This window comes from Fodinibius roseus, assembly GCF_900129315.1.
Taxonomy (GTDB): domain Bacteria; phylum Bacteroidota; class Rhodothermia; order Balneolales; family Balneolaceae; genus Fodinibius; species Fodinibius roseus.
In genome coordinates this window covers 40784-58950 of record NZ_FQUS01000026.1, presented here as the reverse complement: position 1 = coordinate 58950, position 18167 = coordinate 40784, and the positions used below count along the sequence as shown (strand labels likewise).

The 18167-nt window shown below is 48.3% G+C and carries 17 protein-coding genes; 11 read left to right on the top strand and 6 right to left on the bottom strand.

Annotation, left to right across the window (positions count from 1 at the left end; translation table 11 throughout):
• Window positions 1–90: 90 nt before the first annotated feature.
• From BUB16_RS18350 to BUB16_RS18325, 6 genes are all read right to left on the bottom strand, one after another.
• Window positions 91–891: an alpha/beta fold hydrolase gene (locus BUB16_RS18350; protein ID WP_170864464.1), complete on the bottom strand. Its 801-nt coding sequence runs from the start codon at window positions 889–891 to the stop codon at window positions 91–93.
• A 44-nt stretch (window positions 892–935) separates the two neighbouring features.
• Entirely contained in the window at window positions 936–1697 is a 762-nt protein-coding gene (locus BUB16_RS18345) for an outer membrane lipoprotein-sorting protein (protein ID WP_170864463.1), read from the bottom strand.
• 228 nt (window positions 1698–1925) lie between these two features.
• Complete coding sequence (locus BUB16_RS18340) at window positions 1926–2159, bottom strand: hypothetical protein (RefSeq protein WP_073067797.1); 234 nt, start codon at window positions 2157–2159, stop codon at window positions 1926–1928.
• Window positions 2152–5091 (bottom strand): efflux RND transporter permease subunit, encoded by a 2940-nt coding sequence (locus BUB16_RS18335; protein WP_073067795.1) that lies wholly within the window; start codon window positions 5089–5091, stop codon window positions 2152–2154. The genes BUB16_RS18340 and BUB16_RS18335 overlap by 8 nt, the downstream gene beginning before the upstream one ends.
• Window positions 5092–5157: 66 nt before the next feature.
• On the bottom strand, window positions 5158–5742 hold the full coding sequence (locus tag BUB16_RS18330) for a helix-turn-helix domain-containing protein (RefSeq protein WP_073067793.1): 585 nt from the start codon (window positions 5740–5742) through the stop codon (window positions 5158–5160).
• Between the two features lie 23 nt (window positions 5743–5765).
• Complete coding sequence (locus BUB16_RS18325) at window positions 5766–6911, bottom strand: YncE family protein (RefSeq protein ID WP_084088428.1); 1146 nt, start codon at window positions 6909–6911, stop codon at window positions 5766–5768.
• A 259-nt stretch (window positions 6912–7170) separates the two neighbouring features.
• On the opposite strand from BUB16_RS18325, the gene BUB16_RS18320 reads away from it, so the two are divergent.
• The 11 genes from BUB16_RS18320 (at window position 7171) to BUB16_RS18275 (ending at window position 18113) form a co-directional block, all read left to right on the top strand.
• Window positions 7171–8394, top strand: a complete 1224-nt coding sequence (locus BUB16_RS18320; protein ID WP_073067789.1) for an MFS transporter — start codon at window positions 7171–7173, stop codon at window positions 8392–8394.
• Between the two features lie 220 nt (window positions 8395–8614).
• Entirely contained in the window at window positions 8615–9754 is a 1140-nt protein-coding gene (gene cfa / locus BUB16_RS18315) for a cyclopropane fatty acyl phospholipid synthase (protein WP_280173669.1), read from the top strand.
• A 172-nt stretch (window positions 9755–9926) separates the two neighbouring features.
• Window positions 9927–10253: an SPW repeat domain-containing protein gene (locus BUB16_RS18310; protein WP_073067785.1), complete on the top strand. Its 327-nt coding sequence runs from the start codon at window positions 9927–9929 to the stop codon at window positions 10251–10253.
• A 192-nt stretch (window positions 10254–10445) separates the two neighbouring features.
• Window positions 10446–11927 (top strand): aminotransferase class V-fold PLP-dependent enzyme, encoded by a 1482-nt coding sequence (locus BUB16_RS18305; RefSeq protein ID WP_073067784.1) that lies wholly within the window; start codon window positions 10446–10448, stop codon window positions 11925–11927.
• 259 nt (window positions 11928–12186) lie between these two features.
• Window positions 12187–13464, top strand: a complete 1278-nt coding sequence (gene glgC, locus BUB16_RS18300) for a glucose-1-phosphate adenylyltransferase (protein ID WP_073067782.1) — start codon at window positions 12187–12189, stop codon at window positions 13462–13464.
• A 151-nt stretch (window positions 13465–13615) separates the two neighbouring features.
• A complete protein-coding gene (locus tag BUB16_RS21840; RefSeq protein WP_211483228.1) occupies window positions 13616–14695 on the top strand; it encodes an alpha-amylase family glycosyl hydrolase in 1080 nt (359 codons plus the stop codon).
• Window positions 14696–14823: 128 nt separating this feature from the next.
• Complete coding sequence (locus BUB16_RS21835) at window positions 14824–15696, top strand: alpha-amylase family protein (RefSeq protein ID WP_211483227.1); 873 nt, start codon at window positions 14824–14826, stop codon at window positions 15694–15696.
• Window positions 15697–15912: 216 nt separating this feature from the next.
• Window positions 15913–16191 carry an SHOCT domain-containing protein gene (locus tag BUB16_RS18290; RefSeq protein ID WP_073067780.1) on the top strand — a complete coding sequence of 93 codons (279 nt, stop codon included), beginning with the start codon at window positions 15913–15915 and terminating at the stop codon, window positions 16189–16191.
• 20 nt (window positions 16192–16211) lie between these two features.
• On the top strand, window positions 16212–16430 hold the full coding sequence (locus BUB16_RS18285) for a DUF2933 domain-containing protein (protein ID WP_073067778.1): 219 nt from the start codon (window positions 16212–16214) through the stop codon (window positions 16428–16430).
• 20 nt (window positions 16431–16450) lie between these two features.
• Window positions 16451–17797: a Na+/H+ antiporter NhaA gene (gene nhaA, locus BUB16_RS18280; RefSeq protein WP_073067776.1), complete on the top strand. Its 1347-nt coding sequence runs from the start codon at window positions 16451–16453 to the stop codon at window positions 17795–17797.
• A 49-nt stretch (window positions 17798–17846) separates the two neighbouring features.
• Window positions 17847–18113 carry a DUF5676 family membrane protein gene (locus BUB16_RS18275; protein ID WP_073067774.1) on the top strand — a complete coding sequence of 89 codons (267 nt, stop codon included), beginning with the start codon at window positions 17847–17849 and terminating at the stop codon, window positions 18111–18113.
• The last annotated feature ends 54 nt before the right edge of the window (window positions 18114–18167 follow it).

The following is an 18167-nucleotide window of genomic DNA, read 5'->3' as shown; positions in this document are numbered from 1 at the left end:
GCAACTTCACCTGTTAGGTGAATATACAAAAACTGGTAACTGCTTGTTATTAGTAAAGTTATATAACTAATTTTAAATTAACTCACGGATTCAGGTAATAATTAGAAACCGGCTTTCTCCAAAATGTTCTGCGAATGTCTGAGCCCGTCTACAAGGGGCCGTCAGATCCCGGTCACCATGGGCAAGTAGTATTTTTTTATTGTTGATAGTAGTTTTTGCACGCTCGGTGATATCCCTGTTTAATACAATATGCTCCAGAGAGCTGTCATAGCTCAACCATGTATGTTTTTTGGAATCGTAGAAGACATCAGGTGGGATGTTTTCAGGACGAAACCATTCGGTGTAGTAGACCGGGTGCATCATACAGAGATACTTACCATATCTGCTTACGCTGAGTTTTTCAAAAAGAGTACCGGATTCTGCGTACAAGGTTCTTATATCCTGCCTGCCGGAAAAAACCGGCAATGATATAAGGGTCAACCCCCGGTACCATTCGGGGTGATTGGAGACCAGAGCCAAAGCGAGCAGGGCGCCCATAGAATGGCCGGCGACCAGGGTATCTCCGTCGTTAAGCCCTTCCTTCAGCACAATGCGTTCAATGGCAGACAAATGTTCCTCCAGGCTGTACTCCGATTTTGTTTTTGGTGAGTCGCCAAAGCCAAGCAGATCTACCAGGTACAAGGTGTGCCTGGAACCTGCATTTACCAGACCCCGTTTCCAGTAGTTGCCGGTGCCGGCCAGCCCGTGTAGCATAAGAATATTATTAGATCCGCTCGCCACTATGGTGTAATTCAACTCTGTATGCTCAGGGTCGTAATCCGGTGCCCAGAGTACTTTAATATATTCATAGGCACCGATTCCCATCAGTCCCATGAAGGCTGCGGAAACCATATAAAAAGGTAGAGTTAAGATAGAGAACGGCTCCATAGTTGAAATTAACGTATCGGTCGTTTTAACATTCGTTCTGTGAAATCGCTGTCGCTTAGCCCCTGGTCAAACCGGATATCAGACAGTTCCAACACCGTTTCGTGATTGTCATCCAATGATACCATTCTCATCGTTTTGCCCATCCAATAGCCATCTATTTTTTCTATATTATCAATCGTCAGTTCCTTGATCTTCTCCTCTTCCCGGTCGTAAAATTCAACTTTACGCAATACATAGTTGGACGTATCGGCTAAAATTACCAAATGGTGGTAATTAACATCCGCACCGGGCTTTGGCTCAAGGAATAAACGGTATTGTCCTTGTTGAGTCGACAATTCCCGGGCTGTATAATCGTCTGCATAGACACTTTGGGACATGTCTTCATACGTAAAGTCCGTTCCCATGAAGTTTTCATTTTTAGCCGAAGAAGCAATCCGGCGCACTCTTCGAAAGGCCGGCAGGTAGAGGTAGAGGCGGTCAGCCGCCACCCGGAGAAATCCCACCCCGCGCACGTCGGCCGGCTCAAGAAACCGCACCATGCGCAGCTCACTGCCTTTCTGGTTGATGCGCAGCGTACGTTCCTTCTGGCTGCCGCTTGCATCGGTAATAATCATCTGCTCGTTTGCCGTCATATCAGAAAAGGCATTTTGTACGGAATCGACTTTAGCCAGAATGGCAGTTGCGTTTTGGGCTTGTACCGGTTGTAAAAAGGCCAGCCCTCCAAACAGGACAAACAAAAACAAGGCGAAGGCAAATGGTTTGGTAAACATAGCGGTATTTCGGATTATATTTTGCCGGTGTTGCAATTTATAAATTATTAAGTGAGCAAGGTTTTTATTTTCGGTGCAGCCCGAATCTATGCTGCTGCTTGCTGTTCTATCAGGTTTTATTGTTTTATTAATCATCACGCCGGGTTTATTTGGTTAAGAGACTGTCAGGATTGATGTGCATGTTCGTCTTTTATTTTGGGTTCTTCGTTATGTTTGATAGACTCCGGTTCAAATCCGGCGAACCTGTTCAGCACGGCGCCGCAGATCAACAAAATGACTACACCTGCCATAACAAAACCGATCTGCCAGACATGTTGAAAAATTCCCAGGGCAAAAATCAGGGCCGCCCACGATAACCATAGAGAGCAGGGCGTTGAGTGCGTCAATGATCAGCATCCACCGCTGTCCGTGTCCCCATTTTTGGGGCGGCATCCAATGCATTTTTTTAAAAATATTATTCATAAAAGACCGGTTTTTCGGTTTCATCTTTTTTTAGCCCCTTCCTTTTCCGGTTGCTTGGTATTGGCCCGCTTCTTTGCAAATACTTCGGCTTGAGCCACAGCAGCAGCACGGCCAGAAGCGTCAGGCTGAAAGTCGCACTCACGAACATGGTCAGCGAGGTCAATCCTCCAAACCGGCGGATGTGCTGCCCGCCGGCAAACAAGAGTACAAGAAATCCACTGCCGACCGCCAGGGCGTTGGTAACGATGGCCAGGCCGGTGGTACTGAGCGTGGTTTTCAAGGCTTTGAGCTTATCGCCGCAGGCGTTGAACTCGTCGCGGAAGCGCGAAATAAAGTGGATGTCGGTGTCGATGCCCAGGCCGATAATGATGGAGGCGATCATAGCGGTGAACGAATCCAGCCCGATGCCCAGGTAACCCATCACCGCAAAATTGATCAGAATAGTAAGCGTAATGGGAGCTACGCCGATAAAAGCGACAAGGCTGGAGCGAAAAATAACAGCCAGCAGGATAAGCACAAAAACCAGGGACAGAAGCAGGCTTTCGACCTGGGTAGGTGTTAGATTTTCTTCCATGCTTTTAAGTACGCTGGGCATGCCCGCCTGGTATATATTCCATTCGGCCTCGCGGTCGATGGCTGCCGTATAGTCGCCCAGCAGTTCAGGCGCCCGGGCGGCATCCACCAGTACCTGGTCTTCCGCAGCTCTCCAAAACAGGCCTTTTGCATATTTTCGTATCAGCGCCCGGTCAGCTGTTTGATCTATCAGCGGATCAAGGCGGTTCAGCGCCGGCCCGATCATGGCTTCTCCCAGGCTTTCATCCACAATAACCGCCAGGGAACCGGCCAGCCATTCGGCATCTTCGCCGGATACACCGGGATTGACCTGTCGAATTTGTTCAGCTATTTGTTCGGCGGAGGGTGCAGCCGCTTCATCCAGGCTCCGGGCAATTTCTGCGGCCGTCGTTTGGATACGGCCGGAAGATAATTCCAGTTCGGCCTGCGGGCTTTGCAGGTAATCGGCCAGCGAGCGGCGCACCTGGGTACGGGTCGCATCATTGACAGTAAACTCAAGTACCGATGCAACAATACGGTTCCGCTGTTCGTCCGTTGAAGGCACGTCGTAGCGCTGCAACAGCCATTCCAATTCCCGGGCCAGTTCGGCCTGCCGCAGCTGGTCAAGGCGGGCGCGGGCCTGCCCGGAAACCTGATTCAGGTTTACCAAGGCCATTTTCGAGGGCAGGGTCTTCAGGTACGCATTTACGCTGTCCACCGAGGCAGCCAGGGTAGCGGTATGCCAGGTGCCCAGCTTAAAGTTCATCAGGCTCTCGTCTTCTTCGGGGCCGATCAGTTGATCCATCTCATCTTCACCTTCTACCAGGAACCACAAGTTGGTAACGCCCTGCCGGGTCTCCGGAATCACAAAACGGCCGTTCATTACCTCGTTCATTTCCCCGATGATATTGGCCATAGACTGCGGCTTGCTGACTTCAGTGACGGTCTGCAATTTACGCTCAACGGTACGCATGGCCGTAAGGACGGCCGGGTCTTTCAGATCGCCGCGAACAACGACCTGAAGTGGCAGCGAACCCCCGAATTTATTCCGCAGCAGCATTTCGGCGTGGTAGGCATCGCTGCCTTTGGCCAGGCAGAGGGTCCAGTCCACATCTTTTTTGATGCGGGGAATGGCTATCAGCGAGGCCGCTACTACCACGGCTGTGGCCGAGATGAGTGTCCAGCGATGATTAAAGAGCCAGGCAGCAAAGCGGTCGGTACCGGGCACTTTGCCTCTGTTTTTAGCCGCCGCTGTTTTTGCTTCCACACCCACCCCGAATGACAACAGCGCGGGAAGCAAGGTGAGGGTGACGACCAGCGCCAGCACCACGCCCAGGGCCGTAAGCAGGCCAAACTGGCGGATTACGGAAAAATCCGAAATGCTCAGCGAGGCAAAACCCACCATGGTGGTGATGGTGGTGAGAATAATGGGGATGCCCATATCCCGGAAGGTGAAACGGGCGGCTTTCTCCGGTGTTTCCCCCAGTTGACGGCGCTCATAAAACCGCTTCATCAGGTGGATGCCGTCGGCACTGCCCAGGGCAATAAGCACGACGGGCATGATCCCGGTCAGCAAATCGAATTGCAATCCCCACAGGCCCATAAATCCTGTAACCCATACCGTACTGACCACCACCACCGTCAGCGGAAATACGACCCCGGTCCAGTGGCGCAGGCCCAGGTAGAGCACTACAATCAGCAGGAGAAGCATCAGCGGGATCAGCACCGTCATATTTTCGCCGATAAGCAGGGTCATGTTATAAATCAGGAACGGCATGCCGCCATAGTACAGTGTTTCACCGCCGGGGTAGCCTTCTCCAAGCACCTGATCGGAAGCCTCGCGTACGCGCAGGCTGGTTGCGAATTCGTTACTGCCGTTGGCAAAGCGCAAAATGATGGCCGTTGTGGTTTCGTCATTGGAAACCAGGTTGCCTTCATAGCGCTCCTTGTTCATCACATACTCTTCCAGCCGGTTCAACACTTCCGGGTCCTCGGGGACCTCTCCCTTATTGAGCAGCTTGCCAACCTCCAGCCCCCAGTCGGTTTTCCTGAAGTCAAGTACGTTCGTTAAACTGGTGACATACCGGATCCCTTCCACATCGCCGTAGGCCTCGGTCAGCCGGTTGATCAGCCCAAGGGTTTCGGAGGTAAAAACCTTTTCCGAAGTAATCAGCACCATGCCGGTGGAGTTGCTGCCATACACCTCCCCGATCCGGTTATATTCCTGCACGAGGGGATCATCCTGGCTCAGATAGGTAGAAAAATCGGCGTTCAGGCTGATGGTCTGTATCGTTTTCCATCCCATAAAACCTGTGATCAGCAGCGTTGCAGCAATCACCCACCATCGGAATTTAATAATCAGGTTGGCAAGGCGTGTCATATTTTTAGATTTTAAGTTATCTATATCTGTTGTAAGTAACTTGCAACGAGGATTCTTAAAACAAGCTTAAACAAGGGCATCAAGGGAGATTCTGTAGTTATTTTCTGATGCGATAAAAGCAGAAAGATCCATATTGAGTCTTCGTCTGAATTCAAGCTCCAGCCTTTCACACGCTCCATATCCCAACGATTCGGTAATACATTGAACGTGTTGATGGTAAGAGACAAGTTCTTTGGCCCGTTCAAATCGCAGCAAATCAAAATATTCCTGAATAGTACACCCGCAGGCGGAATAAAAGATCGATTCCAGTTTATCAAATCTTGTTTGGGTACCCATCTCAAGAATTTCTGCCAAATTCACAGGTTGCTTTATGCCCCCGTTCCAATAGAGTAAGTCGATGAGTAAAACTTTTACGCGTTCGACAAGACATTCATGGTCGGAATCCAACAGTTGAAATCCCTGTTCTTCCAGGCGCAATTTTAACTGTTCAGCAACAGGCTCCTGTGATTTGATAACGACTTGTCCCAATTCAATGGCAAGTACGGTATAGCCGAGCTCTTCACAGATTTGCTTAACGACATATTTGCACCGCGGACACACCATATTTTTGATATGCAGTATACAATTAACCGTATTCATCATCTTTTCCATTATAAATTGTTTGCCAACGCCAGTTATTTGTTTTGGGGAACCAGAATGTCATGGACTTGTGCCCAAGCGGAAATCTCCTCCACAATTTTCAGGGTATTCGGATCAATAAAGGTAATCGCAGCCGTCATATTACGTGAGCTACTCTGTCGGGAATCTTTCTTCTGGAAACGATCTTTGAGACCAGCAAGTAAATAATTTCCATCTGCCGTCATGCTGAGATGTTCGGGATATCCGCCCAGTTCAAGGGTTTCAACTACTTCTGCTGTCTCAGCATTAATCACAGATAAATTGGGTTCGCCACGATTACTTACAAATACATATTTGTCATCTTCGCTCACCGCAACACCGTGGGGTTGTTTACCCACCGGTACTTTAGCACGCAGTTTACCGGTCTCGACATCAAGAATGGAAAGTCTGTCGGCCGTGTCATTTGTAGCATAAATCGTTTTTCCATCGTGTGCTGCCGCCAGATGTCCCATCATTGATTTTGCCCCCATATCCATAGTGTTGATTAGCTTCTGTGTTTTCGTATCAATTACACTTATTGTACTCCCCATGTTTAGCACATAGAGCCGGCGTCCGTCAGGCGCAAAGATCGGGTAGAATGGGGATTCCGGGGTTTCTATACGTCCGACAATCTCGTTGGTAGCGGTGTCGATGACAACCAGTTGGCCAGCGGCAACATACACGTACCGGCCATCCGGGCGTACTGTGGCATGGTGGGAGACTGATCCAACTTCAATTTTTTCCACCACCTTTTGAGAACGGGTATCAACCACAGAAACCCAATCCGATCCCATGCTGGAGGCGTATATGTATTTTCCATCGGGTGTGAGTGCACCGCCGTGCGGATTGCCATCTACCGGGATTGAACCCAGAATTTTTTTGTCGTTCATATCGATCACGGCAATCTCATTGGAAGGTCCCATCATGGCATAACCCACACTACCCTTCGGGTTTGTTGTGACGGATGTTTTCTGTGCAAGCAACAACGATGGAACAAAAGTGGAAAACAAAATCGTAGCAATCATCACTACACCGGCCGTAAAACCCTGAGTAGGGATAACATTTGTTTTGCTCGCACCTCGTTTGATGAGTTCGCCATATAAAAGATTTCGTATCAATCTTGTAAAATCTAACTGTCTAATAACATGCATTTTATTTTTCATAACAATCTCCTTTTTTTCTTTAGCTGAAAACAGTGTATGTCCATAATTACTTACAAGGGATAAGATACGTTCAGTGACCTTAAACCAACCTTAAAGTGACAGCAATTCAATTACTGAAACCAATACCACTCTTGCACTGCTGTTTACATAATATTGCACGGCAGCAAAACTTGGACTTATTTAAGCTTGCCTTAAGGATGTCGGTGTTATCCTTGTCAAAATACCTACACATACCTTCATAAATAATTCAGTGTCCGGCATGAAGAAAAAAGAAATTGTCATTTTACTTTTCTGTCTGTTTCTGGTAATGATCGGCTACGGGTTGACACTACCCATTCTTCCGTTTTTGGTAGAACAATCAGCGCGTTCGAATGAACTGTTCACTCTTTCCCCGGCTATGCATGTAGGGTTGATGACTGGGATTTTTCCCTTAATGCAGTTTTTTGCAGCTCCGCTTTGGGGACGGTGGTCCGACCGAATCGGACGGCCGCCCGTGTTAGCGACAGGCATGGGCGGCTATGCCCTATCCCTGATCCTGTTTGGCTGGACGGACGGCCTGATGCTGTTGTATGTACTTCGGATAGCCGGTGGACTTTTTTCGGCAGCTGTACTGCCCACAGTCAACTCATGGGTTACGGATCTCAGTCCGGTTAAAAACAGGGGCAAAGTATTGGCGTGGACGGGCGGAGGGGCCAGCCTTGGAGTGATCTTCGGACCGGTGCTGAGCTCATTCTTTATGGATGTTAACTGGTTTGAGGGATGGTCCTGGAAGCTGCTGGCGGCAAACGCCTACACGGTTCCCTTCTTGATAGCAGGCGGGTTTTCAGTGCTGGCCCTGATGGGCGTATTATTCTGGTTGTCCGATGTGCCATCTCAGAGTAAAAGTAGCAGCTTTCAACAGGGTAATCTCAGTTTTTTAAGCATTATAAAGGGAGAGATGCTCCCGATACTGATCTATGCCCTGATTGCACAGGGGGCGCTCTCCATGTTTGAAAGCACCTATGCCCTGCACGCGCAGCAGATCCTGGGGTATAGCGTTTTGGAAATGGGATTTATCTTTATGGCCTGTGCACTCGGGATGAGTATCAGTCAGATTGGTTTGACGGGGTTTTTAATCGACCACTGGGGGGAAGAGCGGCTGTTGCCTGTTGGATATCTGCTGGTGGGTCTGTCTTTGTTTCTGTTGATGTTTGCCAATGCTTTTGTCCTCATTATTACGGTAGTCAGCATTTTGGCGTTGGGTATGGCGCTGGTTACCCCAAGTCTGGCTTCGCTGACGAGCAAAATAGAAGAAAGCCGGGTCGGTGAACGCATGGGGCTGCTGGCATCCATCAGCAGCCTGGGCCTGGCCGCCGGTTCTTTTATTGGGGCCGGATTGTATTCACTGGATATACATCTGCCCTACTTTTCCTTCTCCATCGTAGTGTTGGTAGTGCCTGTTTACATTATCAAGAGATATCTGAACAGCGAAATCAGCCAGTAATCATTTACTTTTCTCGCTGGCACTTGCAAGATTTAAGCTTCTTTTAAGCCTTTCTATTGTATTCTATCCTTAGAACAATAGAAGGAGTTTAAAAATTTTTCTTAAAACCCGAATGAGGACTTTCTATAAATGTTACTATTAATAACCCGTTTTTGTCAGTGGTGAAATGTAAGGCAATCAATACACAACATTGATCAATTGGCAGGAAGTTAAGGAAAAGGTGACGATCATGAATCGCATTATCAAAAAGATAAAAGCTGAACTGGAACCGGCCGGGATTCACATTAACGGTACCCGGCCCTGGGATATACAAGTTAAAGATGATCGTCTTTTTGAACGAGTCGTGCGCAACGGTTCACTGGGGCTGGGCGAAGCGTATATGGACGGCTGGTGGGAGGCCGAAGCGCTCGACCGGTTTTTCACCCGGGTGTTGCAGGCCCGATTGGAAAAAAAACTTGCTCTCAAACCGGCTGTTATACTCGAATACCTGAAATCCCTGCTGACCAACCGGCAGAACCAAGATAAGGCCTATGAAATAGGAGAGCATCATTACGATGCCGGCAACGATCTGTATAAAATCATGCTGGACAAACGCATGGTCTATACCTGTGGGTACTGGCAGGAGACTGAAACGCTGGATGAAGCCCAGGAGGCCAAACTGGACCTGGTATGCCGGAAAATAGGCCTGCAATCCGGACAGCGCGTTCTCGATATCGGCTGCGGGTGGGGAAGTTTTGCCCAATATGCCGCCGAAGAATATGGTGCCGAGGTGGTGGGAATCACTGTTTCCAAAGAACAGGTGGAACTGGGCAGAGAACGGTGCAAAGGCCTGCCGGTAGAAATCCGGCTGCAGGACTACCGCGAGGTCAACGAACCGTTCGACCATATCGTCTCGCTGGGCATGATCGAGCACGTAGGCAGCAAAAATTACCGCACCTATATGCAAACAGCCCACCGGTGTTTGAAAGACGACGGCATTTTTCTGCTTCATACCATCGGCAGCAACCGTTCGGTTCGCACCACCGATCCCTGGATTGAAAAATACATCTTCCCAAATTCCCAACTGCCATCTATCCGGCAGCTGGCCCTGGCATCCGAGGGTCTCTTCGTGATGGAAGACTGGCAGAACTTTGGCGTGCATTACGATAAAACCCTGATGGCCTGGTACCAAAATTTCGATGCAGGGTGGGATGAACTGAAATCAACCTATTCCGAACGGTTCTACCGCATGTGGACCTATTACCTGCTTAGCTGCGCAGGCAGCTTCAGGGCGCGCAAAAATCAGCTTTGGCAAATCGTCTTTTCCAAACAGGGTATCTCCGGAGGGTTTGTTCCGCCCCGTTACCGGTCGGAAGGATAGCACCCGGGCATATTATTTTAAGGACCTTTCAATCGTCCCGCCTGATTTAAGCTTATTTTAAGATATGATTTGTATCTTAAATATAGACGGAGCCCGCAGATAAGGGCTTTAAAAAGGCTAAGCTGCCGTCACCGTTGTACGTAACTGAATTTTTAATTAAACGGAGAATATTATGAAAACGAAAAGCTGGATTATCGGTATAGTAGGACTTTGGATTCTGGCATCGGCATTCCTGAATGTTGGTCATGAATTCATACTATGGAGCAACCTGATTGCAGGTGCGCTGGTTAGCGGCTTTGGATTTGCCCTGGTCTCTGAAAAACCGGGTCTCGGATGGACGGCCGGTATTTTGGGTCTATGGCTTATTGTAACCGCTTTTATCCCCGGCCTGCACGAAGGTATGGGACTGCTTTGGAATGGCATCATCGCGGGCATCATCGTAACCTATGATGGATTCTATGCCCTGAGCACATCTCCAAAGCAGAAGCAAGCCGTCTAAAGTAGTATCAGGCCAAATTTCTAATAATATAACAATAACAGCCTCCCTGCTGCAGGGAGGCTGTTTGATAAAAGCATCATTCTGACAAACCGGTAAAAGGGATCGTTTACCCCAATACTGTGCAAAATACTGCGATTTTGTACCGGCCAATGGGGGATATTCGGTAAGTGGAAGACAAAAATTTTCTTTACTATGATGACCAACAAACAAGTCACGTCGTTAGAGCACTATTTTCAGAAATTCCGATCAAATATTGTTGGAACAGATGCTGAATTTGAAACCCCCAACGGTCTGAAATCTTTGGTCTATGCCGACTGGGTAGCCAGCGGCAGGCTGTACGGGCCCATTGAGGATATTTTGCGGGAACAGGTTGGCCCGCGGGTAGGCAACACGCATTCCGAGTCGAGCTATACCGGAAAGCTGATGACCCGTGCTTATCATGAAGCTCATGCTATCCTCAAAAATCATGTAAATGCCTCTTCCGGGGATGTGATTATTACTGCAGATTCAGGCATGACCGGCGTGTTGTGCAAGTTTCAGCGCATCCTGGGGTTGAAACTCCCGGAAAAATACAGTGGCAAACTCGATATACCCGAACAGGAACGACCGGTGGTATTTGTTACCCATATGGAACACCATTCCAACCATACCAGCTGGCTGGAAACCATCGCCGACGTTGTTGTTCTGGAACCAACCGAAGATCTTATGGTCGATCCGGAACATTTAACCAAAGCTCTTGAACAATACAAGGACCGAAAGGTAAAAATCGGTTCGTTTACAGCCTGTTCCAACGTAACCGGCATCGTTACTCCTTATCATCGCCTGGCTGAAATCATGCATGATCATGGCGGATACTGCTTTGTCGACTTTGCCGCTTCGGCTCCTTACGTGGATATCAACATGCACCCGGAAAAGGAGGCTGAACGCCTGGATGCTATCTTTTTCTCTCCCCACAAATTTTTGGGCGGCCCGGGCGGTTCGGGCGTGCTTGTGTTCGACAAAAAACTATACAAAAACCGCATTCCCGACCATCCGGGCGGGGGCACAGTTGCCTGGACCAACCCCTGGGGCGGCCGCAGCTACTTTAACGATATTGAGGTGAGGGAAGATGGCGGCACCCCCGGCTTCCTTCAGGCTATACGAGCGGCGCTGGCCGTCAGGCTCAAGGAAAAGATGACGGTGGAAAAAATGATGGCACGCGAAGAAGAGTTGATATCCATCTGTTTTACCGAATTTGCCAAAATACCTGAAGTCCACGTGCTTGCGGATAACGTAAAGCACCGGTTGGGCGTATTTTCTTTTTATGTAGAAAATATGCACCATAACCTGATGGTAAAACTTCTAAATGACCGCTATGGCATCCAGGTGCGGGGAGGATGTTCGTGTGCCGGCACCTATGGGCATCTGTTGCTGCACGTCTCCAGGAAGCAATCCCGACAAATCACCAATCTGATAGATCATGGCGACCTTTCCCAAAAACCCGGATGGGTAAGATTATCACTACATCCAACCATGACCAACAGCGAATTATACTATATCCTGGACGCCATAAACTTGGTTGTTGATAATGCAGAAACATGGACCCGGGACTACCGCTATTCTTCTTCAACCAATGAATTTTACCACCGGTCGGAAAAGACCGATCCTGAATTGGCCGAATGGTTTGAGCCGTAGAAAAGAGTTTTTATTACTCCTTAATGCTTACCCCATGCGACAGCCATCCTGTAATGGGAGGCTGTGAATATTATAACCTTTCCGGTATTCAAGGCATTTGTAAATAAACAGAAAATCCTGCATTTCCACAGAAAATTCGATCCTTTTTAAGGTCTATTTAAGGTGTAGTCATGTAATTTCAGTATGATAAGGATTTTATCCTATCAAATCCATAAAACTGCTCGAAACACAACAAGCACTCACTTTTAATTAAGCAGCTATGAAATCATTTGAGCCATTTGAGCATTACTGTGATATCGGAAATGATATAAAAAATACCCTGGCATTGATCTTGGCCGGAGGCCGTGGCACCCGGCTAAAAGAACTGACCCAGTGGCGGGTGAAACCCGCCGTTCCATTCGGGGGGAAATTCCGGATTATTGATTTCGTACTGTCGAACCTGGTCAACTCCGATATCCGCAAGATCGGTATCCTGACCCAATATAAGTCACAATCGTTGATTCGTCATGTAATGCGGGGGTGGGAGTTGCTTCGTTCGGAACTTGATGAGTTTATCGAATGCGTTCCCGCCCAAAAACGCCTTGGTGAGGATTGGTACACCGGAACAGCCGATGCGATTTATCAGAACATCGATCTCATCCGGTTTTACAACCCCAAGTATGTACTGATTCTGGCCGGAGATCATATCTATAAAATGGATTACCGCCACATGCTGGCTTTCCATAAAAGCTCAAAGGCAGACTTGACCGTGGGGTGTATTGACGTGCCGCTGGAGGAAGCCCGGCGATTCGGTATTATGAGCGTGAATGAGCAGTACCGCATTACTGGCTTTCAGGAAAAACCCGATCAGCCCGTACCCATGCCAGACCGCGACGACCGGGCGCTGGCCTCGATGGGCATCTACATTTTTAACACTTCATTTCTTGTGGAACAGCTTCTGCAGGATGCTAAAAACGAACACTCTTCCCACGATTTCGGCAAAGATATCATTCCCCCGGTTATCGAAAGTAACCGCATTTACGCATATCCCTTTATCGATTTCGACAACGACCGCCCCTTCTACTGGCGGGATGTGGGGACCGTCGATTCCTACTGGGAAGCCAGCATGGAACTGATCGGTGTTTCCCCGGAGTTAAACCTGTACGACATGGACTGGCCCATCCGAACTTCGCCCCATCACTATCCCTCGGCCAAGTTTATCTTTAATGAAAACGGGCGCCAGGGTAAAGCCATCGATTCCATTGTTTCGGAGGGATGTATTGTTTCCGGGGCTGAGGTGCAGCATTCCCTGCTGTCCACCAACGTGCGCGTAGAAGAGTACAGTTCCGTAAAAAATTCAGTCATCCTTCCCAACGTCAAAATCGGGGCGCGGTGCCGGATCACTAATGCCATTATCGACAAAGAGTGCGTGATACCGGAAGGCACGGTAATTGGAGAAGATCCGGAGGAAGACCGGCGGCGGTTTGATGTAAGTCCGGGAGGCATCGTGCTGGTGGAACCAGAGATGCTGGGGCAGAAAATCCATCAAATCGAATAGCGGTAGAAGCTGTATAATGCACATGACAAAACGCAGCGGTCAGCTTGCAAGTTTTGATGAAAATGAATTTAACCTTTGATCAGAGTAATACTTTCGAAATTGATAAGCGGGATTTTTGAGCCGCTTATATTTAAACATAGCCAAGCTTGATATGAACAAAAAAGCGACCGAAGAAAAACAGGTTAATAAATGGGCGCAGCGGGAAGGCACGCCTTATCCGCTTGGGGTTACAAGTATAGACGAGAATCATGCCTGTAATTTTGCCCTGTATTCCGAGGCTGCCACGGGTGTAACGCTGCTGCTGTATGCCAAAGATGACACCGACACACCCTGCTATCGATATCCCTTTGATCCGGCCATCAACAAAACCGCTCATATCTGGCACTGCCGGGTTCCGCACTCCATTATGCACAAGGCGGCCTATTACGCCTACCGGGTAGAGGGCCCTGACGATCCAGCCTCCGGCAAGCGGTTTGATCCCGATAAAATATTGCTCGATCCCTATGCCGAAGCGGTCTATTTTCCGCCGGATTTTGATCGTGAAGCAGCGTGCAAACCGGGACCAAATGCCGGCAAGGCACCTCTTGGAGTCATACACACCCACGCCCCGGCCTTCGACTGGGAGGAGACCGTAAAGCCAAAGCACAGCCACGATACCATCATTTATGAGCTGCACGTACACGGCTTTACCCGACACGCCAGTTCAGGTCTTTCGCCGGACAAACGGGGAACCTTTCGCGGGCTGATTGAAAAAATACCTTACCTCAAAGAACTGGGTATAACCGTGGTAGAGCTGATGCCGGTGCACCAGAACGATCCGCAGGAGGAGGATTATTGGGGCTATATGCCGCTCAATTTTTTCTCCCCCAACCGCAGTTATGGCAGCTGCAGGCAGCCTGATGCCCTGATGAATGAGTTTCGCGCTATGGTAAAGGCCTTTCACCAGGCGAGTATCGAGGTTATCATGGATGTGGTGTACAACCATACGGTCGAAGGTGACGAAAACGGCCCGGCCTACAGCTACCGGGGAATCGACAATGAAACCTACTATCTGCTGGAAGAGGACCGCCGCCGATACCGCAACGATACGGGTACCGGGAACGTGCTGAATTGCGCCGACCCGGCCGTCCGGAAAATGATTATGGACAGCCTGCGCTTCTGGGTAAAGGAGATGCAGGTGGACGGCTTCCGGTTTGATCTATTTTTACCCGCAATCGGGACGGTTCGCTGAACCTGGACGATCCCCCTCTCATTGCCGAAATTTCCGGGGATCCCGCTTTCTCAAAGACCCGGCTTATTGCCGAAGCGTGGGACGTAAGCAGCTACCAGCTGGGCGTTCGTTTCCCGGGCATCACCTGGATGCAGTGGAACGGGCAGTATCGCGACGACCTGCGGCAGTTTGTAAAAGGAGACCCCGGTATGGTGGGTGCAGTTATGACCCGCATGTACGGAAGTGATGATTTGTTTCCCGATTCGGTAGAGTATGCCTGCCACGCCTGGCAGAGCGTCAACTTCATCAATTCGCACGACGGGTTTACGCTGTACGACCTGGTTTCCTACAACCGGAAGCACAACGAAACCAACGGCCATGATAACCGGGACGGGATGGACCAGAATTTCAGCTGGAATTGCGGCTGGGAGGGCGATAAAAATGTGCCCGAAGAGGTGATGGAGCTGCGCAGGCGTCAGGCCAAAAATTTCGGCTGCCTGCTGTTTCTGTCGAATGGCACGCCCATGTTCCGGGCCGGAGACGAGTTCTTAAATACCCAGTACGGCAACAACAATCCCTATAACCAGAATAACGAAATCAATTGGCTGGACTGGAGCCGGAAAGAAGAAAATGGAGAGATATTTCGTTTTTTTAAGTTGATGATCGCCTTTCGTAAACAGCATCCTTCCCTGGCACGAAGTCGGTTCTGGCGCGATGATGTGCAATGGTTTGGCACAGACGGGGCGGCCGATACCTCGCATGCATCGCACAGTATCGCCTTCTACCTGGACGGCGCTTCCGAGGAAGATGATGATTTGTATGTGATAATCAATGCCTGGTGGAACGGCCTGGACTTTACCATACAAAAAGGAAATGCCGGGGAATGGAAGCGGGTGATTGATACCAGCCTGCCAAGTCCTGACGACATTGCCATTCCCGGAGATGAGAAAACAATAGATCAAGTCACTTACACCGTAAATGCCCGTTCGGTAGTCGTATTGATACGGGAGCGCTCCGTATGAATTATGAATTTCCCACCGGTTCACCCGCTTTCGATAAACCTGTTCCATATTTAATACACCGCAGGGCATTGCGGCCCAGCCTGCATAACTCATAAAAAATTTACCCCGAATTTAAGCTTCTTTTAAGCCTCCATGTGTTAACCTGTATATAGAAAAAGGATGTTTTACTTTTCTGTTTTACAAGTACGAACCCTTTAACCCCGAAAGGAGGCGCTTATGTGGTTTGAAAATATATGGAATACCCCGCTGCTTTGGTGGCTCCTGTTGGTCGTTTTCGGTGCAGGACTCATCATATTGGTCCTCATACGGAGGCAAAAGAAGGTCGATCCGGTAAAGGAACATTTGGATCGCATTTGCCGGTGCTATGCCCGTGGTGAACTAAGCCGGGACGATTTTGAAGAGTTGAAAAAGGATCTGCAGGAATATGAAAAAAAGATTAAGTCTAAGAAAAAACGAACACCAACACATCAGCTGAAAACGCTGGAAAAACGATAAATAACTTTAAGGTGAATACTATGGAATGGATAGCTGAAAACTGGTTCCTCATATTGATCATCATCCTTTTTGTGGGGATGCATATGTTTGGACACGGACATGGCGGGCACGGAGGACATGGCGGACACGGAAAACAAGGCGGCGGCCATGGCGGTTGCGGCGGACACGGACACAAACACGGTTCGCACCAAGGCCATGACCACACCGAGGATGACAACAACAAACACCAGCATCATTAGCCTGACATAAGAGAATAAGCATGAGACCGTTAAAGCGAAATCCCCTGGTGATTTTTTTGGAATCCCTAAAAGGAAAGAATCAGGCAGGGGTCGGTATTGCAATTTTATTGGCAGTCATTGTTGCTATGCTATGGGCAAATTCTCCTTTAAAAGAATATTACAATGAATTTATTCATATGGAAATTTTCATGGGGCTAAATGGAAATACCTTATCAGAGCCCTTACTGTTGTGGGTAAATGATGGGTTAATGGCCGTATTCTTTCTATTTGTTGGTTTAGAGTTAAAACGTGAAATACTTGGTGGAAAACTCTCGAATCCCCGTAAAGCCATACTGCCGATTGGGGCCGCCGTGGGCGGAATGCTTGTCCCGGCACTAATCTATTCATTCTTTAATGGCAATGGCATTGGACAAAGTGGTTGGGGAATACCAATGGCCACCGATATTGCTTTTGCATTGGGTGTACTTTCCCTGTTTGGAAATCGAGTACCGGTTTCGCTTAAAATCTTTTTAGTTGCTCTTGCTATTGTAGATGATTTGGGGGCGGTATTGGTGATCGCGATTTTCTATACTTCGGGAATATCAGAAATGGATTTACTCCATGGTTTCCTTTTTTTCCTGGTACTTTTAGGAGGTAACTATTTTGGAGTCAGGAGTGCCTGGTTTTATTTCATCATTGGTATTGGAGGGGTCTGGCTGGCCTTTTTCTTTTCAGGGGTTCACCCTACCGTTGCCGGCATTCTTATCGCTTTTGCCATCCCCGGAAAAGTAAAAATTAAGGAACAAGATTACCTGAAAAATCTAACGATCCTTCACCGGAAATTTATCGAAGCCACCCCCATTAAAGGAAGTTTCATTTCTGAAAGTCAACTGGAGATACTTGAAAAAATCAAAAGTAATACCAATGATGCTGAAACCCCATTACAAAAATTAGAACATGGATTATCGCCTATCGTCGGCTTTTTTATACTACCTGTTTTTGCACTGGTAAATGCGGGCATCCATATTCATGGTGATATTCTGAATACTCTGAGCCAGCAAATCAGCTTGGGCATCATGGCAGGACTTATAGTTGGCAAATTTATCGGGATTGCTGGCTTTTCATGGATTTTAGTAAAACTAAAAATTGCACAACTGGGAGAAGGAGTAACATGGGGGCAACTTTGCGGTGTGGCTTTGATTGCAGGCATTGGATTTACAATGTCCTTTTTTATCACCGATCTGGCATTCCAAAGTGAAGAGCTTAGATATATTGCCAAGCTAAGCATCCTGTTTACTTCCGTTTTGGCCGGTATAGGTGGCTCTTTTATGCTTTGGGTGTCCTCAAGGTCAAGTTCCCAATACCGTTCTGTAAAAACCGATACATAAAAATGGATTCTAAAATCAACATCAATAACAAAACAAAAGGTGATTCATTATGCTTAATATCAAAATCGTTAGCTGGGCGGCAGGAACTTTTACGGCAGTCAGTTTTATTTTCTGCGTTATTTACGGGCTGGTAACGCCCGAGAGTATTCACATGCATCAGTTTCTGGAAATTGTTTTGCCCGCATTCGAATGGCTCTCGGTCGGCAGCTTCTTTCTCGGACTGATCGAGAGCTTTGCCTGGGGTGCCTATATCGGTCTGGTTTACGTACCGATTTATAACTTTTTTTATAAAAGGTGGGGATCGGTAACGGCCTGAGATTCAAAAAACAATAATCAATAAGGCCAGGTGCTTACCAAGATCGTTATAGCC